This window comes from Pedobacter glucosidilyticus DSM 23534 (assembly GCF_000425145.1).
Classification (GTDB): Bacteria; Bacteroidota; Bacteroidia; order Sphingobacteriales; family Sphingobacteriaceae; genus Pseudopedobacter; species Pseudopedobacter glucosidilyticus.
This window is the reverse complement of the sequence record NZ_AULF01000006.1, coordinates 79,938-102,842: the sequence shown is the minus strand read 5'-3', so window position 1 is coordinate 102,842 and position 22,905 is coordinate 79,938. Positions and strand designations below refer to the sequence as shown.

At 35.0% G+C, this 22,905-nt stretch carries 21 protein-coding genes; 16 read left to right on the top strand and 5 right to left on the bottom strand.

Annotated elements, in window-relative coordinates; all coding sequences use genetic code 11:
- Positions 1-57 precede the first annotated feature (57 nt).
- From nuoF to H510_RS0101810, 15 genes are all read left to right on the top strand, one after another.
- Positions 58-1,416, top strand: coding sequence for an NADH-quinone oxidoreductase subunit NuoF (gene nuoF, locus H510_RS0101880; RefSeq protein WP_026902757.1), 1,359 nt, complete (start codon positions 58-60; stop codon positions 1,414-1,416).
- Between the two features lie 195 nt (positions 1,417-1,611).
- On the top strand, positions 1,612-2,616 hold the full coding sequence (locus tag H510_RS0101875) for an NADH-quinone oxidoreductase subunit G (RefSeq protein WP_026902756.1): 1,005 nt from the start codon (positions 1,612-1,614) through the stop codon (positions 2,614-2,616).
- Entirely contained in the window at positions 2,616-3,662 is a 1,047-nt protein-coding gene (nuoH, locus tag H510_RS0101870; RefSeq protein WP_026902755.1) for an NADH-quinone oxidoreductase subunit NuoH, read from the top strand. Before H510_RS0101875 ends, nuoH begins: the two co-directional genes overlap by 1 nt.
- Before the next feature lie 35 nt (positions 3,663-3,697).
- Entirely contained in the window at positions 3,698-4,222 is a 525-nt protein-coding gene (locus H510_RS0101865; RefSeq protein ID WP_026902754.1) for a NuoI/complex I 23 kDa subunit family protein, read from the top strand.
- Between the two features lie 76 nt (positions 4,223-4,298).
- Positions 4,299-4,796: an NADH-quinone oxidoreductase subunit J family protein gene (locus H510_RS0101860; protein ID WP_026902753.1), complete on the top strand. Its 498-nt coding sequence runs from the start codon at positions 4,299-4,301 to the stop codon at positions 4,794-4,796.
- Positions 4,796-5,125, top strand: coding sequence for an NADH-quinone oxidoreductase subunit NuoK (gene nuoK / locus H510_RS0101855; protein ID WP_026902752.1), 330 nt, complete (start codon positions 4,796-4,798; stop codon positions 5,123-5,125). The genes H510_RS0101860 and nuoK overlap by 1 nt, the downstream gene beginning before the upstream one ends.
- A 13-nt stretch (positions 5,126-5,138) precedes the next feature.
- The gene (gene nuoL / locus H510_RS0101850) at positions 5,139-7,037 is read left to right on the top strand and encodes an NADH-quinone oxidoreductase subunit L (protein ID WP_026902751.1); all 1,899 of its coding nucleotides are present in this window, start codon (positions 5,139-5,141) and stop codon (positions 7,035-7,037) included.
- 19 nt (positions 7,038-7,056) lie between these two features.
- Positions 7,057-8,508: a complex I subunit 4 family protein gene (locus tag H510_RS0101845; RefSeq protein ID WP_026902750.1), complete on the top strand. Its 1,452-nt coding sequence runs from the start codon at positions 7,057-7,059 to the stop codon at positions 8,506-8,508.
- An 8-nt stretch (positions 8,509-8,516) separates the two neighbouring features.
- On the top strand, positions 8,517-9,896 hold the full coding sequence (locus H510_RS0101840) for an NADH-quinone oxidoreductase subunit N (protein ID WP_026902749.1): 1,380 nt from the start codon (positions 8,517-8,519) through the stop codon (positions 9,894-9,896).
- Between the two features lie 46 nt (positions 9,897-9,942).
- Positions 9,943-10,572 carry a DedA family protein gene (locus tag H510_RS0101835; RefSeq protein ID WP_026902748.1) on the top strand — a complete coding sequence of 210 codons (630 nt, stop codon included), beginning with the start codon at positions 9,943-9,945 and terminating at the stop codon, positions 10,570-10,572.
- Between the two features lie 23 nt (positions 10,573-10,595).
- Positions 10,596-11,135: an inorganic diphosphatase gene (locus tag H510_RS0101830; RefSeq protein WP_026902747.1), complete on the top strand. Its 540-nt coding sequence runs from the start codon at positions 10,596-10,598 to the stop codon at positions 11,133-11,135.
- A 5-nt stretch (positions 11,136-11,140) separates the two neighbouring features.
- Complete coding sequence (locus H510_RS0101825; protein WP_026902746.1) at positions 11,141-12,481, top strand: hemolysin family protein; 1,341 nt, start codon at positions 11,141-11,143, stop codon at positions 12,479-12,481.
- Between the two features lie 6 nt (positions 12,482-12,487).
- Positions 12,488-13,189 (top strand): 16S rRNA (uracil(1498)-N(3))-methyltransferase, encoded by a 702-nt coding sequence (locus H510_RS0101820; RefSeq protein WP_026902745.1) that lies wholly within the window; start codon positions 12,488-12,490, stop codon positions 13,187-13,189.
- Positions 13,159-13,929, top strand: a complete 771-nt coding sequence (locus H510_RS0101815; RefSeq protein WP_081659165.1) for a DUF4159 domain-containing protein — start codon at positions 13,159-13,161, stop codon at positions 13,927-13,929. Before H510_RS0101820 ends, H510_RS0101815 begins: the two co-directional genes overlap by 31 nt.
- A gap of 1 nt (position 13,930) precedes the next feature.
- Positions 13,931-14,428, top strand: coding sequence for an acyl-CoA carboxylase biotin carboxyl carrier protein subunit (locus tag H510_RS0101810; protein WP_026902743.1), 498 nt, complete (start codon positions 13,931-13,933; stop codon positions 14,426-14,428).
- A 3-nt stretch (positions 14,429-14,431) separates the two neighbouring features.
- Here the strand turns inward: H510_RS0101810 and H510_RS0101805 are convergent, their stop codons facing one another.
- The 5 genes from H510_RS0101805 to H510_RS18065 form a co-directional block, all read right to left on the bottom strand.
- Positions 14,432-15,388: a transglutaminase family protein gene (locus tag H510_RS0101805; RefSeq protein WP_026902742.1), complete on the bottom strand. Its 957-nt coding sequence runs from the start codon at positions 15,386-15,388 to the stop codon at positions 14,432-14,434.
- 69 nt (positions 15,389-15,457) lie between these two features.
- On the bottom strand, positions 15,458-16,393 hold the full coding sequence (locus H510_RS0101800; RefSeq protein ID WP_026902741.1) for an alpha-E domain-containing protein: 936 nt from the start codon (positions 16,391-16,393) through the stop codon (positions 15,458-15,460).
- Between the two features lie 21 nt (positions 16,394-16,414).
- The gene (locus H510_RS0101795) at positions 16,415-17,863 is read right to left on the bottom strand and encodes a circularly permuted type 2 ATP-grasp protein (protein ID WP_026902740.1); all 1,449 of its coding nucleotides are present in this window, start codon (positions 17,861-17,863) and stop codon (positions 16,415-16,417) included.
- Between the two features lie 203 nt (positions 17,864-18,066).
- The gene (locus H510_RS0101790) at positions 18,067-18,903 is read right to left on the bottom strand and encodes a DUF2911 domain-containing protein (protein WP_026902739.1); all 837 of its coding nucleotides are present in this window, start codon (positions 18,901-18,903) and stop codon (positions 18,067-18,069) included.
- A gap of 70 nt (positions 18,904-18,973) precedes the next feature.
- The gene (locus tag H510_RS18065; RefSeq protein ID WP_036691587.1) at positions 18,974-22,147 is read right to left on the bottom strand and encodes an ATP-dependent helicase; all 3,174 of its coding nucleotides are present in this window, start codon (positions 22,145-22,147) and stop codon (positions 18,974-18,976) included.
- Positions 22,148-22,251: 104 nt separating this feature from the next.
- Between H510_RS18065 and H510_RS0101780 the strand changes: the two genes are divergently transcribed.
- Positions 22,252-22,899, top strand: coding sequence for a porin family protein (locus tag H510_RS0101780; protein ID WP_026902738.1), 648 nt, complete (start codon positions 22,252-22,254; stop codon positions 22,897-22,899).
- Positions 22,900-22,905: the final 6 nt, after the last annotated feature.

Genomic DNA, 22,905 nt, shown 5'->3' with positions numbered 1-22,905 from the left:
AGTTGTGAGAATTTTATTTCTCAATACTCAATACTCACATCTCATAGCTAATAAAAGATGGGTCGTAAACTATTACTTGAGCATATTAACGTACCTGGTATCAACACTTTTCAGGTTTATAAAGAAAAAGGTGGATACAGAGCGGTAGAGAAAGCCTTAAAAACCATGTCTTCTGATGATGTGGTTGAAGAGGTAAAGAAATCGGGATTACGTGGACGTGGTGGAGCAGGTTTCCCTACCGGTATGAAGTGGAGCTTTTTGGCTAAGCCAGAAGGTGTGCCTCGTTATTTAGTTTGTAATGCTGATGAATCAGAACCTGGAACTTTTAAGGATAGGTATTTGATGACTCATATCCCTCATGCTTTAATTGAGGGGATGATAGTTGGTAGTTACGCTCTAGGCGCAAATACCAGTTATATCTATGTACGTGGCGAAATGATGCCACAAATAAGAATTTTAGAAAAAGCAATTGCAGAAGCAAAAGCTGCTGGTTATTTAGGTAAAAACATTCTAGGTTCTGGATACGATTTAGAGATTTATGTACAACCAGGTGGTGGTGCTTACATTTGTGGTGAAGAAACTGCGCTTTTAGAATCTTTAGAAGGTAAAAGAGGAAACCCTAGAATTAAACCTCCTTTTCCGGCAATTGCAGGTTTGTATGGCTGCCCAACCGTAGTAAATAACGTTGAATCTATTGCGGCTACAGTGCCAATTGTTAATGAAGGTGGTGAGGAATACGCTAAAATTGGTATTGGCAGATCAACAGGTACTAAGTTAATTTCTGCGTCGGGTAATATTAATAAACCAGGTGTTTATGAAATTGAGTTAGGCTTATCTGTAGAAGATTTTATTTATTCTGATGAGTATTGCGGAGGTATAGCTAACGGTAAGCGATTAAAAGCAGTTGTTGCTGGTGGGTCATCAGTACCTATCTTGCCTGCTAACTTAATCTTAAATTTAGCTAATGGCGATAAACGTTTAATGTCTTACGAGTCTTTATCAGAAGGAGGTTTTGCTACAGGAACCATGTTGGGTTCTGGTGGTTTTGTAGTTTTAGATGAAGACCAATGTATTGTAAGAAATACTTGGAACTTTAGTCGTTTCTATCACCATGAGTCTTGCGGACAATGTTCTCCTTGCCGTGAAGGTACAGGTTGGATGGAAAAAGTTCTACATCGTATAGAATATGGTCATGGTAAAATGAGTGATATTGATCTTTTAGTAGATGTATCAAAAAAGATTGAAGGAAATACCATTTGCCCGTTAGGTGATGCAGCGGCATGGCCGGTGGCTAGTGCTATTCGTCATTTTAGAGATGAGTTTGAATGGCATGTTAAAGAGCCAAAATTAGCTTTAGAAAGAAATTATGGATTAGCCCGTTATGCTGATCCTATAGAAATAGCGGAAGAAGCTTAAGAAACGATTACACTTTTTAAGTGTATCTTTTTTTAAAAAGATAGGTTTGCGTGAGGGATTGAAGCGGCATCCTTTTTTGTCATCCTGAGCGGAGTCGAAGGATAAGACAAAAAAGATACAGCGGAAAGCCCGACCCTTTAAGGGATACGCCCAAGAAGAAAAATAGATTTAATTGAACATTTTAAATTTTTAAAATTGTCTGATAAAATTAAAGTTACGATAGACGGAATTCCCGTTGAAGTAGAGCCAGGAACCTCTATCCTAAATGCTGCAAGGCAGATAGGTGGAGATATAGTGCCTCCCGCAATGTGTTATTACTCTAAACTAGAGGGTAGTGGTGGTAAATGCCGGACTTGTTTGGTTAAGGTGAGTAAAGGTTCTGAAAAAGACCCTAGACCTATGCCTAAGCTGGTAGCAAGTTGCAGAACCACTGTAATGGATGGTATGGAGGTGCAAAATATTACTTCACCAGAAGTAATTGAAGCCAGAAAAGGTGTGGTAGAAATGCTACTGATTAATCACCCTTTGGATTGCCCAATTTGCGATCAAGCGGGGGAATGCCATCTACAAGATTTAAGTTATGAGCATGGTGCAGCTACCACACGTTATGAGTTTGACAGAAGAACTTTTGACCGTGTAGATATTGGCGATAAAATTCAACTACACATGAACCGTTGTATTTTATGCTACCGTTGTGTGTTTACGGCAGATCAAATTACCAATAATCGTGTTCATGGAGTTTTAGGCAGAGGAGACCATGCAGAAATTTCTACTTATATAGAGAAAGCTATTGACAATGATTTCTCTGGTAACGTGATTGATGTTTGCCCTGTAGGTGCTTTAACAGACAAAACTTTCCGTTTTAAAAATAGGGTTTGGTTTACAAAACCTGTGGAAGCACACAGAGATTGCCCTACTTGTTCAGGAAAAGTTACTTTGTGGTACAAAGGTGAAGAAGTGTTAAGGGTAACAGCAAGAAAAGATGTTTATGGCGAGGTAGAAGAGTTTATTTGTAATACTTGCCGTTTTGATAAGAAAAGCACAAACGATTGGGTAATTGAAGGACCAAGACAGGTATCAAGACAATCAGTTATTAATGCGAACCATTACGATACGCTACAACCTTTACCGGTAATTAAGAAAAATCCGGAGTTGATGCAAGCAAATAAAGAACAATTCGAAAGAGCAACTAAATTTTAATGGAACTAGAATTTTTAATAGAAAAGACAGCTTTGGTTTTAGTATTGTTTGTACTAACGCTAACTATTGCGGCTTATTCTACTTGGGCAGAGCGTAAAGTTGCTGCTTGGTTACAAGATAGAGTTGGGCCAAACAGAGCCGGTCCCTTTGGTTTATTACAACCTTTGGCTGATGGTGGAAAGATGTTCTTTAAAGAAGAGATTATCCCTAGTGGGGCAAATAAATATCTATTTATTGCAGGACCATCTTTAGCACTTTTAGTGTCTTTTTTAGGTACAGCGGTTATTCCTTTTGGACAAAATATTGAAATATTTGGAAGAGTTGTTCCTTTACAAGTAACCGATATTAATGTTGGTATTTTATACATTTTTGGAGTTGTTTCTTTAGGTGTTTATGGTATCATGATTGGTGGATGGGCATCAAACAACAAGTACTCTTTAATGGGTGCTATACGTGGTGCATCACAAAATATCAGCTATGAAATTGCGATGGGACTTTCTATCATTGCACTTTTAATGGTTACCAACACACTTTCATTTAAAGAAATTGCAGCACAACAACATGGCTGGCACTGGAATGTTCTTTATCAGCCTCTCGGATTTTTAATATTCCTGATTTGCGCTTTTGCAGAAACCAACCGTGTACCTTTTGACTTACCAGAGTGTGAGACAGAATTAATTGGAGGTTACCAAACAGAATATTCAGCTTTCAAAATGGGAGCCTATATGTTTGCAGAATACATCAATATGTTTGTGTCTTCTGTAGTGATGGCAGTGTTGTATTTTGGAGGTTATAACTATCCAGGTATGGATGCTGTAAACCAAGCTTTAGGCCCAACTTGGAGTCCTTTGATTGGAGTTGGTGTTATGTTCTTCAAGATTATAGCTTTCATTTTCTTTTTCATGTGGGTACGTTGGACAGTACCGCGTTTCCGTTATGATCAGTTAATGGATTTAGGGTGGAAAGTATTAATTCCGCTTGCTATTGCTAATATTGTAATTACAGCAATTGTAATTGTAGGATTTGATTTATTTAATAAACTATAAAATTTAATACCCTTTTAGGGATTAAAGGAGGATTCATGGAATCATTAAGTGGTAGAAAAAAAGTATTAGAACAAAAGCCAATGAATTTTTGGGAGCGTATGTACCTTCCAGCAATTTTCAAAGGTATGGCTATTACTTTTAGTCATATGTTCAAGAAAAAAGAGACCATACACTATCCAGAACAACAAAGAGAGTTTTCTGAGAACTGGAGAGGTATGCACTCTTTAAAAAGAGATGAACACGGCAGAGAGCGTTGTACTGCATGTGGCTTATGCGCTTTGTCTTGCCCAGCAGAAGCTATTACCATGATTTCTGCCGAAAGGGCCAAAGGGGAGGAACATCTTTACAGAGAAGAAAAATATGCAGCAGTTTATGAAATTAACATGCTACGTTGTATTTTTTGCGGTTTGTGTGAAGAGGCTTGCCCTAAAGAGGCTATCTATTTAGATGGTCCAATTGTGCCTTCTGATTATTTACGTAAAGATTTTATATACGGTAAAGATAAATTAGTAGAAAAACCACTTAAAGAGATTGAAGCTGAAAAAGCGATGTCTAGATAAGGGTTATTTAATGATATAATTAAATCAAAAATTTTACCTTTGCCCCATTTTAAAGGCAAATTACAATCATAAACAAATGAGTTTATTTTACGTTGTTGCGTTTCTGTCTATAATCTTCGCTCTGCTCGTGATTTTTACAAAAAATCCGGTTCATAGCGTTTTGTACTTGATAGCAACTTTCTTCACCTTTACCATTCACTACATTATTTTAAATGCCCAATTTTTAGCAGTGGTGAATTTCATTGTTTACATGGGAGCAATTATGGTATTATTCCTATTTGTTTTGATGTTGATGAATTTAAATACAGATACAGAGCCCATGAAATCTACCTTGTTGAAGGTAGTTGGAGCTATCGCTGGAGGTTGTTTATTGGTAACTTTGGTAGGTTCAATGAAAACTTTATCATCAGCAAGTACTACAGCAATGGATAATACCGGAATTGGTTTAGTAGAAAATCTGGGTAAAGTATTATTTAGTGATTTCTTGCTTCCGTTCGAGTTAAGCTCTATCTTATTGCTAGCAGCAATGGTAGGAGCAGTATTATTAGCTAAAAAAGATAACAAAACCGCATAATGGAAAATATAACCTCAACCATTCAAGCAGTTCCACTTAATCATTATATTTTATTAAGTGCCATTATCTTCACTATAGGTGTGATAGGTGTATTGGTTAGAAGAAATGCGATTATCATCTTCATGTCGGTAGAATTAATGCTAAATGCTGTAAACTTATTATTGGCAGCATTTTCATCATACAGCGGTGATGCATCAGGGCAAGTATTCGTTTTCTTTATTATGGCTCTTGCCGCTGCAGAAGTTGCAGTAGGCTTAGCAATTATAGTAATGGTATATCGCAATACCAGTTCTATAGATATTAATATTCTTAATAGGTTAAAGTGGTAATTATATAATAAGGATGATAGATTTAGTTTGGTTAATTCCTTTGTTGCCTTTTATAGGTTTCTTAATAAACGGATTGGGTAGAAACGTTTTACCTAAGCCTTTAATTGGTACTATTGCCAGTTTAGCAGTAATAGGCTCTTTTGCTATTAGTTTAAGCATATTTTTAACTTTTGATGCAGCGCAACCACAAGTTATTCATCTTTTTGACTGGATAAATGTTGGTTCATTAAGTATTCCTTTCGCTTTTCAGATAGATCAGTTAAGCATCATGATGTTGCTGATTATCACAGGAATAGGTTCTTTGATACATATTTACTCAGCCGGTTATATGAGCCATGATACTGGTTTCGGTAAGTTTTTCGCTTATTTAAACTTGTTTGTATTCTTCATGCTATTGTTAGTCATGGGGTCAAACTATGTCATCATGTTTATTGGCTGGGAAGGCGTAGGCTTATGTTCATACCTATTAATTGGTTTCTGGTATTCTAATGGCGCTTACGCTGATGCAGCTAAGAAAGCCTTTATCATGAACCGTATTGGAGATTTAGGTTTCTTACTAGGTGTATTCTTAATCATCAGCACTTTTGGAAGTGTAAGCTTTACTGAAATTTTCCCTAAAGCAGCAGGAATGGTATCTGGCGATGCTACCCTAATTTTGATTACCATATTGTTATTCATAGGAGCAACCGGTAAATCAGCACAATTGCCATTGTTTACTTGGTTACCAGATGCGATGGCAGGTCCAACGCCAGTTTCTGCTTTAATACACGCAGCAACCATGGTAACTGCTGGTATCTACATGATTGCTAGATCTAATATCTTATTTGCTCTATCTCCAGTAACTCTAGATATCATTGCAGTTATAGGTTTACTAACCGCTGTAGTAGCAGCGTTTATTGCGTTAACACAAACCGATATTAAAAAAGTATTGGCATACTCAACCGTTTCACAGTTGGGTTATATGTTCTTAGGCTTAGGTGTTGGTGCTTTTACAGGTGCATTTTTCCACGTATTAACACATGCTTTTTTCAAGGCCTTATTATTCTTAGGCGCTGGTTCAGTCATCCATGCTATGAGTAACGAGCAAGATATGCGTAACATGGGTGGTTTGCGTAAAAAGCTTCCAATTACTTTCTTAACCATGTTAATAGGTACTATTGCTATTGCTGGTTTACCACCATTTGCCGGTTTCTTTTCTAAGGATGAGATTTTAGCACATGTATATGAGCACAATAAACTATTATGGATAATAGGTTTATTTGGTGCTTTCTTAACAGCAGCTTATATGTTCAGGATGATGTTTTTAACTTTCTGGGGTAATTTCCGTGGGACAGAAGATCAAAAGCATCATTTACATGAGTCACCAGTATCCATGACATTCCCATTAATCGTATTAGCTATTTTATCAATAGTTGGTGGTTTTATGGGCGTACCACATGCTTTAGGTGGTCATCATTGGTTAAACGAATACTTAAGTCCAGTTCTAGCGGCTACTAACAATATTTTACCAGCATTAAGTTTAGACCACGCAACAGAATATATGTTGATGGGAATTTCTGTAGGTGGGGTTATCATCTCTATCATCATTGCTTATGTTAAGTATGTAAGCAAAGGATATGTACCAAAAGAAGAAGAGCTACAATCTGGTATCAGTAAATTATCTTACAATAAATTGTATTTAGACGAGCTTTACACAGCTATCATACAAAAACCTTTAGACGCTTTATCTGCATTTTTCTTTAAAGTGGTTGATAAATCTGGTATAGATGGTTTAGTTAACGGCTTAGGTAAAGTATCTATAGAGGCAAGTAAAACATTAAGGCTTTTACAAACCGGAAATGTTGGTTTCTACATTTTTGCAATGGTAATAGGTATTGTTGCCGTATTAGTTTACAGTTTTATAATTATTTGAGCTTAGCGATTACAGATAGATGAACTTATTATTATTACTTTTCTTTCCCTTAGTGGGAGCGCTTGTAACCCTGCTAAATGGCAAGTTTGCTAAACAATCGGCTTTGATAAGCTCTTTGGTAACCTTAGCTTTTGCTTTGCTTTTACTTGGCGATTTTGTTCCAGATGCAAGCAGTCAGTTTGTGGTAAACTACCCATGGATTCCGGCATTAGGAATTAATTTTGCAGTTGCTATAGATGGTATCAGTATGCCTTTAGTGCTTTTAACTACGGGCCTATTTCCTTTAATTATACTTTCAAGTTTTGGAAGAAATATCAGCCAAGCATCTTTTTATGCATTAACCCTGTTTATGCAGTTTGGCTTATTATTGGTGTTTACAGCAACAGATGCATTTTTATTTTATGTAGGATGGGAAGTTGCCTTAATACCAATTTATTTTATTTGTGCATTATGGGGTGGCGAGAATAGGATAAAAGTAAACATGAAGTTTTTTGTTTACACCATTGCTGGTTCTTTGTTTATGCTTTTGGGTATCATTTACCTGCATTTACAAACAGCAGATAACTCTTTCTCGATAGCATCTTTTTATAACTTAAACTTAGATGCAACAACACAAGGCTGGTTATTTTGGTGCTTCTTCTTAGCTTTTGCTATCAAGATGCCAATTTTTCCTTTCCATACCTGGCAGCCAGATACTTATACAGAAGCACCTACAACAGGAACGATGTTGCTTTCGGGTATCATGTTGAAGATGGGTATTTACGGCGTTATCAGATGGTTAATACCAGTTACTCCTTTGGGTTTCTTAACTTGGGGGCATTTAGCGTTGATATTATCTATTATAGGAATTGTTTACGCCTCTATTATCGCCTTTACACAAAAAGACGTAAAACGCTTAATTGCATATTCATCTATTGGTCACGTAGGTTTGATTGCCGCAGGTATTTTTGTCTGGAATATACAAGGCTTACAAGGTGCCATGATACAAATGATTAATCACGGTATCAACGTAGTGGGTATGTTTTTAATTGCTGATATTCTTATCGATAGATTAAAAACAAGGGAAATTGCTACAATGGGCGGTATTGCTAAAGTAGCACCTAAATTTGCTACTGCGTTTTTAATCATAGTTTTAGGTACTGTAGCTTTACCATTGACGAATGGGTTTATTGGTGAGTTCTTATTACTTCATGGTGTTTACCAATTTAATATTTGGTATGCAGCTGTTGCAGGTTTAACCATTATTTTTGGTGCGGTTTATATGTTAAGAATGTATAAAGCCGTAATGCAAGGAGAAACCAATGAAAGTACAGCATCTTTTAAAGATATTAACGGTTCAGAATTTTTAGTTTTAGCAGTGGTTTGCGTTTTGATTATTGTAATTGGGGTATATCCAAACGCACTTCTTCATATTTCAGAAGCTTCAGTAGAAAATCTGATCAATCAGGTAAATAGTAAATTAGCATTTTAATCATAAGAATGAGTACTTTAATAGTAATATCTATATTAGCCATAGTAGTTCTTTATTTAGGATTATTTAAAGCAAAACAAGCTTTATTACCGATAAGTGTGTTAGGTCTTGTTGCTGCTTTGGCATTAGCTATCATGGAGTGGAATTCTAATGCAGCCCCTATTTTTAGCGGCATGATGCATTTTGATAATTTTGCTGTAGCTTTCTCGTCTATCTGTATCATCACTACTATTTTGGTTTTCTTATTATCAAAAAACTATTTTGAAAAAATCAGTGATAACGTAGCAGAATATTATACGCTGATATTATTTGCTTTAAGCGGTATCATTGTGATGGTATCTTACCATAACCTATCTATGCTTTTTGTGGGTCTAGAAATCATGTCGGTAAGTTTATACATTTTAGCGGGTATCAAAAGGAAAGATTTTGCTTCTAACGAGGCAGCTTTGAAATATTTCTTGATGGGAGCTTTCTCTACAGGATTTTTATTATTTGGTATTGCTTTGATATATGGTGCTTCAAAATCTTTTGATTTAGCTGTTATAGCGCAGTATGTGATAGACCGCCCTACAGGGATTGATCCTATTTTCTATGTAGGCTTAGTTCTGATGATTGTAGGCTTATGCTTTAAAGTAGGTGCTGCACCTTTCCATTTCTGGACACCAGATGTTTACGAAGGAGCACCAACTTTGATCACAGCTTTTATGTCTACCGTAGTTAAAATTGCTGGTTTTGCCGCATTTTTAAGGCTATTTAGCATTTGCTTTGCGCCATTACAAGACTTTTGGATGCCTACCTTATTGGTAATTACCATTTTAACCTTATTTGTAGGTAATATTACAGCACTTTATCAAACCAACTTTAAAAGGATGCTAGCTTTCTCTAGTATCTCTCATGCTGGTTATATGCTATTTGCCATTGTTGCTTTGGGTGCAGCATCAACAAATGCTATTTTTATATATGCGGCTGCCTACGCCGTATCATCTATAACAGCTTTTGCTGTATTGATGTTAGTGAAGGCTAAAACAGGTAGCGAGAATTTCGAAGATTTTAATGGTTTAGCAAAATCAAATCCTTTCTTGGCTTTTGCTTTAACAGTAGCTATGTTGTCTTTTGCTGGTATACCTTTAACAGCCGGATTTATAGGGAAGTTTTTTGTTTTTAATGCTGCCTTGGCTCAGTATCATACTTGGTTAGTGGCTATAGCTGTAGTGAATGCTATTATAGGGGTATTTTACTACTTTAAAGTTATCGTAGCTATGTATTTTAAAGACAACCAAACAAAGCAAATTGCTACACCAGCTTATTTTAACTTTGTATTAGGTGTAAGTCTAATTATAACACTTGTTTTAGGTATTTATCCAAGTTTCATCACTAATTTATTTTAATGCCATAGCTATACTGCAATAATATTTGTAGTTTTATGGCAAGACTATGCATGAATATTGGGAATATTTAACAAGCCTGGCAGACGCTCAGCAAATCATACATAAAGGTGGCTTCTACCTCATCATGTTTGTAGTATTTGCAGAGACGGGTCTTTTCTTTGGTTTTTTCTTACCAGGTGATTATTTGCTTTTTCTTGCAGGTATGTTTGTAGCAACCCAAAAGTTAGATGTAGGTATTACTACTATGATTGTTGGCTTAATAGGAGCAGCCATAGCAGGTAATTTTGTAGGCTACTGGTTTGGTTACCGTACAGGACCTGTTTTGTATAAACGTAAAGATTCTTTTTTCTTTAAGAAGAAATATTTGGTAGCCGCCGAAGAATATTATAAGAAACAAGGCGCTTTTACTTTAATTATTGGAAGATTTGTACCTATTGTAAGAACATTTGCACCTATTTTTGCCGGTATTGTGAAGTTAGATTTTAAAAAGTTTGCTTTTTACAATATTTTAGGTGCGTTTTTTTGGATAACTTCTTTAACCTTATTGGGTTATTTTCTGGGAATGAAATTTGAGAAAGAAGTAAACCAATATTTATCATACATCATATTAGGATTTATTGTGATTACAACCATACCGTTAATCACAACATTTTTTAAAAAGAGTTTTAACAAATAAATACATATAAATTTTAAAATTAAATGGCCGATAATCATCCGTGGCATTCAATCCCTCCAGGAGAGGATTCACCTAATACAGTTACAGCAATTATAGAGATTCCAAAAGGTTCTAAAGCGAAGTACGAAATAGATAAAGACTCTGGTTTATTAAAATTAGACCGTATTCTTTTTTCATCTGTAATGTATCCTGCAAACTACGGATTTATCCCTCAAACTTATTGTGATGACCATGATCCACTTGATATTTTAGTTCTTTGCTCTGCAGATGTATATCCGATGTCTATTATAGAAGCCAAAGTTGTGGGTGTGATGCACATGGTAGATAATGGTGAGCAAGATGATAAAATTATCGCGGTAGCTAAAAATGATATGTCTGTTAATTATATTAACGATTTATCCGAGCTGCCTCCGCATACCATGAAAGAAATTGTTCGTTTCTTCCAAGATTATAAAGCCTTAGAAGAAAAGAATGTAACCATAGAGCATCTTCTAGGGAAGAGATATGCTTATAAAGTGATAGAAGAAAGTATAGAACTTTATAAAAAAACATTTAATAAATAATCTTTATGGACCCCGATTTTGAAATAAGCGGTTTTCAGATTTTCCTGACCCTGTTTTTAGTTTTACTAAATGGATTTTTTGTTGCAGCAGAATTTGCAATAGTTAAAGTTAGGGGTTCACAAATAGAGATTAAAGCTAAAACTGGCAGCAGGGTAGCAGGTATTGCTAAGCACATGACATCTCATTTAGATGGCTACCTTGCCGCTACACAGTTGGGTATTACGCTGGCATCACTAGGTTTAGGTTGGGTTGGCGAGGAAGTGATGTCTAACATCGTTCTCAAAACACTGGGATTTTTCTCTTTACCTATTTCTGATGCTGTAGCCACTAATTTGGGGCACATATTAGCTTTCTTAGTCATCACAATTTTACATATTGTTTTTGGTGAACTAGCTCCTAAGACTTTAGCTATACAAAGACCAGTAAATACAACCATGGCTATTGCATTGCCATTGCAGTTCTTCTATTTGGTGTTTAAACCATTTATTTATGTTTTAAATGGTTTTGCCAATGTTATTTTAAGATTATTGGGTATTAACACTGCCAATGCACATGAAGCCATACACTCATCAGAAGAGTTACAATATTTGTTAGATCAAGGTAAGGAGTCTGGTGCTTTAGATAAAGCAGAGCATGAATTGATTAAAAATGTTTTTGATTTTAATGAGCGTGTAGTTAAAAATATTATGGTTCCCAGAACCAAAATTTCTGCTATTGATATTACCGCAACACCCGAAGAAGTATTAAATATTATCATATCAGAAGGCTATTCTCGCGTTCCTGTTTATGATGATACCATTGATAAAATTATTGGTATTGTACACGCTAAGGATATTTTGTCTTTAGTAGTCAGGAAAGAAAGCTTTAACTTGCAAGACATCCTAAGAAAGCCCTTATTTGTTCCAGAATCTAAGAAAATAAACGATTTAATGGCAGAACTGAAACTGAAAAGAATTCAGATTGCTATTGTTTTAGACGAATTTGGTGGCACTGCTGGTATGGTAACCTTAGAAGATATTGTGGAAGAACTGGTAGGCGAAATTCAGGATGAGTACGATGAAGAAAAGCCTATTGTAGAGAAAGTTTCTGAAACAGAGTTTATCGTAACAGCATCTGCCACGGTTTATGATGTTAACGAGTTTTTACCTCACGATTTACCAGAAGATGAAGATTACGATACCATTGTTGGATTAGTAAGTGAAATCTTTGAAAAAATACCAGAAGTAGGAGAAACCAAAGAATTTAATGGTTACAATTTTACCATCTTGAAAAAGATTGGTCAAAATATAGAAGCTGTTAAATTAGAGCTGTTACTTTCAGAAGATCAGGCGGTTAATAATCATTAATTAAGGATGCATATTTTCTATACTCCTGATATTGAAAGCACTCAATATACTTTAAGTGAGGAAGAGAGTAAACATTGCTCAAGAGTTTTGCGCTTACAGAAAAAAGATCTTGTTCATTTGGTCGATGGTAAAGGTGGTTTTTATTTAGCCGAAATTTTAGATGATCATCCTAAAAGAACCGTTCTTCAGGTTTTAGATGCACAATTAGAATATCAGAAAAGAAATCATCTCCTACATATTGCCATAGCGCCAACTAAAAATATGGATAGGTTAGAGTGGTTTTTAGAAAAAGCAACAGAAATAGGTATTGATGAAATTACACCTATTATTTGCGAGCGCTCTGAAAGAAAAGAAGTTAAAACAGAAAGGCTGGAGAAGGTTGTTATAGCGGCTATGAAGCAATCTTTAAAAGCTTATAGCCCAAGAATTAATGAGCCTATTACCATCCAAAAATTTATATCAAAAGCCGATACTGATTTTAAATACATAGCACATTGCCTACCTCATGATAAACAAGAAATAAAAGATTCTTTTAAACAGCATCAATCTTATACCATCTTAATAGGTCCCGAGGGCGATTTCTCTGAAATAGAAATAAATAATGCTTTGCAAAGTGGATTTCTTCCCATAACTTTAGGAAACAGCAGGCTTAGAACAGAAACCGCTGCATTACAGGCATGCTTCGAAATCAATTATTTAAACAGATAGGATATAAAGTAGAAAGTATAAAGTATAAAGTACAAAGTATAAAGTATAAAGTAGGAAGTACAGAGTATAAAGTAAAAAGTATAAAGTACAGCATACTCTTAGTTTTTTTTGTAGTTTTTCTCACAGCTTTTAATATTGATGATACTTCTTTTAAAATAGCTAAAGTAAAATATAACGGTGGTGGAGATTGGTATGCTAATCGTACAGCCTTACCCAACTTAATAGCCTACTTTAACAATATTTTTTCTGCTAAGACTGCACCACAAGATGCTGTGGTAGAAGTTGGTAGTCAGGAACTTTTTAATTACCCTTTTGTTTACCTTACTGGGCATGGTAATATTTCTTTTACTGATGCTGAAGCTAAAAATTTACGAAACTATTTAATGGCTGGCGGGTTCTTACACATAGATGATAACTATGGTTTAGATAAATATATCAGGGTACAAATGAAAAAGGTTTTTCCAGAATTAACTTTTCTGGAGTTGCCGCCATCACATCCTATTTATCATCAGAAATTTAAATTTCCGCAGGGTTTACCAAAAATACACGAGCATGATAATAAAAGGCCACAAGGTTTAGCTTTAATTTATAAAGGTCGCGTAGTTTGTTTTTATTCTTACGAAAGCGATTTAGGTAATGGATGGGAAGATTTTGGTACCTACCCAGAAGATACCAAAGAGCGTAGAGAGCAGGCTTTAAAAATGGGTGTAAATTTGTTGCAATACGTCTTAACCAATTGATATGTATACTTTAAAATCGGAAAATCAGCATTATAAAATTGAAGAACGTGAAGGTAAGCTTTACCTAAACGATGGCTTGATAGATTTAGATATGAGTAATTTAGGCAACCAGCATTTTCATGTTATTAAAAAGCATAAATCTTATGAAGCCGAGCTGCTTGAGCTTAATAAAGAAGAGAAGTATGTATTGATTAAAGTAAATACTCATGTTTACAGGTTTGATGTAAGCGACCAATATGATATTTTACTTAAAGAAATGGGCTTAGATAAGCTTAATCAACACACTGTTAAAGAATTAAAAGCACCAATGCCTGGTTTAGTACTTCAATTAATAGTAAAAGTTGGCGATGAAATTAAAAAAGGTGATAATTTATTGGTTTTAGAAGCTATGAAAATGGAGAATATCTTAAAAGCTCCGGCTGATGCTACTGTAAGAGCTATTACCATAAAAGCAGGTGATAAGGTAGAGAAAAACCAAATACTTATTCAGTTTGCTTAAGCTTTACTGTTGTTGCATCTGCTGCATTTCTAAAAATCTTCGGTAAGAATTGCCATCAAACTGTATGTTATTGATGCTATTTTCCTGAGATTCATCTTCTTTTACAATAGGGTCATTTTCATAAGAAACAATAACCTTTACTTCTAAAGTATGGTGAGATGTACCTTTATAAGTGCCTTTTACAGGGCTAACATCAATAAAATTTCTTCCTGTGGCTAATCTTACATGGTTTTCTTCAACAATACAATTATTAGTAGGGTCTAAACCTAGCCAACCATAATCAGGAATATAAGCTTCTACCCAAGCATGGGTAGCACCCTCGCCACGCATACCGTTTCTGTTAGGGCAAATATAACCACTAACATAACGAGCTGGAATGTTTACATAACGTAACATCACCAAAAGAATATGAGCAAAATCTTGGCAAACACCTGATTTTAATTTCCATATCTCATCTACAGTTGTTTCTACAGATGTAATGCCTTTGATGTATTTAAAGTTCTCAAAAACATAGGTACAATATTTCTTAGCTACTTCTACAGGAGCGTAGGCAAACTGTTCATCGGGTTTGATAATGGCTTTTAATTCTTCTTCGGCTTCAAAATGCTCTTGTTTTAAGAAGTTGATATAAGGGATTTGATATTTAAGTTCTTGAAGCATTTGCCATTGCTCTGCAATAAAAATATTAGCCTCTGGTGCAGCTTTCTTTTTTACCAATACAATTGTAGACGACTCGATAACCAGCTCATTATGCATTTCTACATTGGTAAAGGTGCCAACTGTATTTTCATAATAATCTGTAAAGGTTTCTACCTTAGGGTCGTTACTGATAGTGATTTGATGTTGTATAACCTCTTGATCATCATCTTTAATAGGATAAAGCATAATCTGGTTGGCACTATCATGCACCGGATGATCGTATTTGTATGTTGTAATATGCTTTATCGTAAATTTAGACATGCTATTAGAAATGTGGAGCTAAAAATGAATCAATTTTTAAATATTCTATAATTAATTTATCAACAGGAATTAGTTGAAAGCAAAATAGTAATGACTTAAAGCATCTCCTATAGCAAAAAGCTCTCCCTTTATTTTTTTTAAATATTCTTTTAATCCTATCTGTTCCAAGTCTTTTAAATCAGAATATTCTAAACTACAACCCAGCTTACCTATCATATAACTCATGGTTTTGTAACTCTCTTTATTTTTATCACCTTTAATAGTCTCAAAAGATTGTTTTAGCCTTTTTGTGGTGTAGATAATAGAACGTGGGAAGTTCTCGTTCCAGACAATTTGATGAATGATATTTCTTGATTCTAAGGAAGAGCGATAACTTTTGAGAAAGATTTCATATCCTGATATGGATAATAAAAGATATTTCCAGTAAGTAGGGTCAGTAGCTTCGTCTAAAGAATATTCAAGTTCTCTAAATTTAACATCTAAAATATCAACAGATTGTATGGCTCTTTCTAAAAACTTGCCCATGTTCATGAAATAATAGCCTTCTCCACGTGGCATGGTAATTTCTGTACTGCCGTAATAGTACATACCTTGCTTAATCAGGTTATCTAGAACAGAGATAGGGTCATCCAAACATAAGGCGGCAGCTAATTTATCCTCACGCATCATGTGGTAATAATCATTTAAGCATTGCCATAGCTCTTTAGTTACATTGTCTTGTACAGAGCGGGCATTCTCTCTAGCTTTACTTACGATATTAATAACAGAATTATGGTTGTTTTTATCTGTAACCATATATTTTAAAACGTCTCTTCCATTATATTTTAAAGTTTCTATGGTTTCATCATCCAGATTACTAAATATTTTTAATACAGGTCTCCAGCTAAAATCAGAACTACCATCTTGCGAGTAGGCGTAATTTATTCTTAACATTCTCAGGATACCATCAGAACGTTCCATGTACCTAGACATCCAATACAAAGAATCGGCAACTCTACTTAACATATTTATTTAGCTTTTATTGATTTAAACATTTAACACCCAAGTGTCTTTACTACCACCACCTTGTGAAGAGTTTACTACTAAAGAACCTTCTTTTAAAGCTACCCTTGTTAAACCGCCAGGTACTATATCTATTCCTGATGGTCCACATAAAGCGAAGGGCCTTAAATCAACTCGTCTTGGTTGTAATTTCTCATTGATATAACATGGTACTGATGATAAGCTAACAATAGGCTGCGCTATAAACTGTCTTGGGTTTTGTAAAACCACTTTTTTATAAGCTTCTAATTCCTGAGCAGTGGCAGCATTACCTATAATCATCCCATAACCACCAGACTCATTAGTTTTCTTAATCACCATATTTTCTATGTTTTTGAAAACGTGTTCTCTTTCATCAGCATCAGCTAAATGATAAGTTGGTACGTTTTTAAGAATAGGCTCTTCGTTTAGATAGTACCTAATCATATCAGGCACATGAATGTAAGTTGCTTTATCATCGGCAACACCATTTCCTGGAGCATTTACTATAGCAACATGGCCTTTACGGTAGGCAGACATAAGGCCAGCTACACCTAACAAACTTCCCGGATTAAAAACCAGAGGGTCTAGAAACTCATCATCAACCCTACGGTAAATAACATCAACCCGTTGTAAACCCGAGGTTGTTTTCATGAAAACCCGGTGATTATCTACCACTAAATCTTTTCCTTCTACTAGCTCTATACCCATTAATCGGGCTAGGGTCGAATGCTCAAAATAGGCCGAGTTGTAGATGCCCGGTGTAAGCATCACGATGTTAGGATTGGCATTATGCCTTGGCGATAAGGCAGCCAGATTTTTATAGAGTAGTTGAGGGTAATGCGTAACAGACCTTACAAGGTTCTGAGGAATAATATCAGGGAATATCCTTTTGGTGATTTCTCTGTTTTCTAACATGTAAGAAACACCAGATGGGGTACGTAAATTATCTTCTAATACATAGAAAGTTCCATCGGCATCTCTTACAATGTCTATACCTGCAATATGCACAAAAAGCTCATGAGGGACTTGTAAATTATGCATTTCTCTGAGGTAATGCGGACAAGAATAAATCATATCCATAGGAATGATTTTATCCTTTAAAATGAACTGATTAGAATAAACATCATTCAAAAACAAGTTTAAAGCTTTTAGCCTTTGTTTGATGCCTTTTTCTATATAGGCCCACTCGGCAGCATCTATAATACGCGGAATGACATCAAAAGGGAAAATTTGTTCTACGCCTTCACCACTAGCATAAACGGTAAAAGTAATGCCTTGGCTCATGAATAAGCGCCTTGCCATTTCTTCTTTACGAGTAAGCTCGGCAACAGGCATATCCTGTAAAAAGTTATATAATTTTTTATATGGCGTTCTTACCTCATGTTTGTTATACATTTCGTCCCAAATCTTCTCTATATAAGGGTAGTTTTTAAAAACAGATGCTGAAACCATAAAATTCAATTATATTTTCTTTAATTTTTTTAGTTCATAACTATGAATGTTATAAAAATTAAGTAATTATATGTAAAATATCTTATTAAAAATAGTATAAGTATAAAATATTTTGATTTTTATAGATAATTAGATTGTAAAAATGATTTTAAACAAAAAAACCTGCTAAATTTTAGCAGGTTTTTGGATAGGAATAGGCTGGATTACTTATTCTCAGCAATAAATGCTTTGTTTAGAGAGATATATTCATCATTTTTTATCTCTTCTGCAATTTTAACACCTTCTTCGGCAGTTAAAAGTGCTGCTTTTTTATCTCCTAGCTTCAATTGAATTTTAGCTTTCCATAATTTCACCCATGGAGCTTTGCCCATAGTTTTTTCAGCCTCGTTAACCCAAGCTAAAGCTTGTTTTAAATCTTTATTGTAAGTATAATAATAGATGGCAGCAGGGAAATAAGGTTTTTTATCACCTTTCATTGCTGCTTCTATGTTAGCCATAGCTTTGGTGTCAAAATCTGTTGTAAAAGGAACGCTAACTAAAGTGTTGTCCCACGCTAATTGCAAATCCATGCTGCCAGCTTGTACATTGGCAAATTGTATGGTAAAGCTTTCTACTTTTTGTGCTGCTTTAGCAGGTTTAACCTTTACTCTTAAAAAGTCATCAGCTTCTTTATAGGCGTAAGAGCCCCATTGCTCAGTAGTTTTACTTAAAATGATAGTCCACTCTGCTTCGCCAGGGATAGTAAATAATGCATAACTGCCTGCAGGCACTGTTTTGCCAGCTAGTTTTACCTCCTCAGAAAAAGTTAGTACAGTAGCAGAGTTTGCGCCTGTACGCCATACTTTACCATACGGAACCAAAGCTCCAAAAACTTTACGCTCTTTAACATTTGGTCTGGCATAGGTTAATTTAACTTTACCTAGTCCAAATTCTTGTTCAACAGTTTGTGTTGTACTTGGCTGAGGTAAAAAACCACTTTGTGCGCTTGCCGAAAAAGACAAGTATAATAGCCCAAGGGCTAGGGTAATTCTTTTCATCATGTTTTCTGTGTTTTAAAATTTATGTGAAATTAAACATCTCTTATGTTATGGCTGTTTTGTTATTGTAAAATTATATATCAGCATCCTCTGCCTGTATCTGCTCAAAAACGCCATCAGTTTGTTTAAAATTGCTTCTAACAAAGTGGCACCATTCACATTCTTTTTTACCGCAGCCTGTATCAAACTGGTAGGATGTTATTTTTGAATAAACATTGGTAATTTGGTTTTTTACAATTTCAACATCCTCTGGCAATATCATCACTTTTTCTTTATGATACTCGCCATCGCTAATAGGTTCGATAAAATCAAACTCGGTACTTACCACCTGCCAATCTTTTGTTCTATCGTTATCAATTAAAATACGATAAAAAACTGCTTGTCTCCAATAATCGCCACCGTGTGGTTCTTCTTCTGATGGTTTATTGAATTTAGGTTTTGCGTTCTTAAACTTCCCGGTTTTATAATCCACAACGTTTACCATTTTACCGTTAAATTCAATCTTATCCAGATTACCGGTAATAGGCACACCTTCAATTTCTACATTTCTGATTTTACGCTCTGTAACTACAACTTTATTCCATTTACTGATGTTTTGCTCATAATAATCTGGTAATATTTTGTAGCCGTATTCCATCCTCAGCTTAAAATCTTCTCTGGTGAAAGAGTCTTTGTTACGGTTCATCCACCAAGAGAAATCATTCATGAAATCATCTGTGGCTGAGAAGGTTTCATTGTTTTCATGCATTTTAATAAATGCCCTGTTTAATGCATGGTGTACCGCTTGCCCAAAAGTTGCTGCCGGACTTTTCCCTGATGGCACCCTTATCAAATTCTGGAAATAGAATTTTAGTGGGCAAGCCAAATAGTTGTTTAAATGCGTTACCGATAGGGTATAATTTTGCAATAGTAAATCAATGTAATTTTTATCAATTAACGTTACCTGAGGTTTTTCTGCCTCGCTAAATTGGGTAGCATAAAAATCTATCATTTCTTCCTCTGCAACAGCTTGTTGATACTCTTGATAATGTCCTGTACTGATGATTTCACTTATAAATTGCGACGCTTCTTGCTCTTTACCACTGCTATTAAGTTTTGGATAGGTTACAAATAAAGAATGTTTAGCTCTGGTTAGTGCTACGTAAAATAACCTTCTAGATTCTTCTGTATTTTCTTGTTCAGTATCGCTAGATGATGCACCTTCCTTAAATAAAGTATCAGGGTAAGAGAAACCAAAGTTACGGCCTTTGCTATCCCATATTTTTTTGCTGCATCCTAATAAGAAAACATAATCAAATTCTAAACCTTTAGAGCCGTGGGCGGTCATGAAATTAACACCTTCGGCAGAGAATATGTGTTGGTTAAAGGCTATGCTGATGTTGTTTTTCTTCATTAAATCAATCAGCTCTATAAACTCAGCAACCTTTAACTCTGGGTTTTTACGATTCTCGTCTTTTAAGAAATTGAAGAAATTGGTTAGAATTTGCATGTACCAGCCTTTATCTGGCTGTTTCATGATATAGGTTAAAATGCCCATTTTGGTGATGATAGCTTGAAAAAGTTGCTGTAATGTAAGGCTGCTAGCTGCTTTAAGCAGATATTCTATATCCTCAATTAAGCGTTTCATTTCTGGGCGGTCAACGGCATCAAACAAACCGGGCTGCTTAGGCTCTCTAAGCTCTGCAATATATCTGCGTAGCGATGTTTTATCAACCTTTTCGTTAAAATTGGCTTTATTAACTGCTATACTAGCTTTGGCGATATCAATAGGTTGGATATTAAAAAAATCATAATGTAAGATTTCAAAAAGCTTTTCATCGCCACTATAAGACGAGTCTAGCTCCATAGATAAATACCTAAGAATGGTAATGATTTTCTCTGTAAAAGGTAGCGTAAGAATATCAATTTTTCTTTTGGTATTGATACCGATTTTCTTTTTATCTAAATAGGTTACCATAGCTTCTGCTTGGCTATGGTTGCGATAAATAACGGCTATTTCTGAAGCTTTTGTGCCATTTTTGATGAGTGATTCTATCTGATGAGCTATCCATACGCTTTCCTGCTCGGGGTTTTCAAAACTTAAAATCTGTGGACGAACTTGTAAACCAGCGATATCTGGATGTGATGATTTTAGCTCTTTATTTAAGTTAAGTTCTCGTGTTAAACGGATGAAATTATTCTCGATTAAGCTTCTAGACATATCTAGAATGTGCTGGGTAGACCGGTAATTATTGAGTAAAACAACAGTTTTTAGGCTACTTACATAATCACCAGCAAAATCTAAGATATTTTTGAGGTTGGCACCTTGAAACCTAAAGATAGATTGATCATCATCGCCTACAACAAAAACGTTAGGTACTTCCCAATAGCTGATGAGTTGTTTTAATAATTGGTTTTGCGAACCGCTGGTATCCTGATATTCATCAACCAAAATATATTGGTAACGTTCTTGATAAAGCAACAATAAATCTGGATTTTCTTGAAAAGCCTTAATCACCCATAAAATCATGTCGTCATAATCATAACGGCTTTTTTTATCCATTTTTTGAAGATAAACAGGGTAAAGCATCACAGCGGCTTTTAGTTTATCCATTTTATCTGCGGCATCGTCGTATTTCTTTTGCTTTAAATCGCCAACTTTTATACCTGCTTTTGCATTGGCTTTTTTATAGATAAATTCATCACGGGTTTTAATATCTTCTAGATAATTTTCTATGGCTGCGGTTACAATTTCTACCGACCAGTTTTCGCGTTTCATGGTAGAAAACAGGTCTTTCAGTCTGGGTGCATCATAGTAAATATCGCCTGTAAACCTTTTCAAGATGTGGTTTGCAGGTAATTCATCAATGATTTCTCTGAAAAGTAAAGCCGATTCTAGGTCTGATAAAGGTTCTAAATTAAGCTTACCAAAATAATCGAGGTTTTCTTGTATAATCTCATTACAAAAAGCATGGAAAGTAAATATGTTTACCCGGTAAGCATCAGGGCCAATAAATTTAAACAAACGCTGACGCATATTTACCGCACCAGCATCGGTATAGGTTAGGCATAAAATTTCATTAGCTTGTGCATCGGTATCTAATAAAATTTTACCTATACGGGCAGCTAAAATTTGCGTTTTACCAGTGCCGGGGCCTGCAATTACCAAAACAGGGCCTTCTAATTGCTCTACAGCTTGTAGCTGTTTTTCATTAAGTTGCGCTATTGCTTTAGAAAAATCTTCGCTTAATTTTTTTTGTGGATGCATGTTTAAAGGTACAAAATGGAAGCTTTAACATTTAATTGTTTATTAAAATAGTTTATGTAAATAATTGTTATTGTATATATTTGTGACTTAATAAAATAAACTATATGAAAAAATTTTTATTGGCAATTCTAGTAATGGCCACAATCACTGCCTCTGCACAAACAAAATTTGGGTTAAAAGGGGGCGTTAATCTTGCAAATGTTAATATTTCATCGCAAGGAATCAACCTATCTCCAGATGCTTTAACTTCTTTTCATCTGACAGGATTTACAGAGTTTGCATTAGGTGAAAAATTTGCAATTCAACCAGGTTTATCGTTTCAAGGTAAGGGATTCAAGTTTAAATTAGAAGATGAAGATTCTGGAATGAGTGTTGAAGCTCAGGCTAATCTATCTTATTTGGAAATTCCAGTAAATGCTGTTTTAAACTTGCCTGTAGGAGAAGGTAGTTTATTTCTAGGAGCTGGTCCTTATGCAGCTTTTGGTTTATTTGGTAAACAAGAAGGCTCTGTTTTTGGAGAAGATGTAGTTGGAGAAGACTATAAGGTAAGTTTTGGTAGTGGAGATGAAGATGATTTTTCTTCAACAGACTTTGGTTTAAATTTTATGGCTGGTTATAGATTAAAAAGCGGTTTATTATTTAATATTGGTTATGGTATTGGTTTGTCTAATATGATACCAGAAAGTCAAAGAGATGGAGATTCAAAATCTAATAATAAAGTACTTTCTTTTTCTGTAGGCTTTGCCTTTTAGAGATTA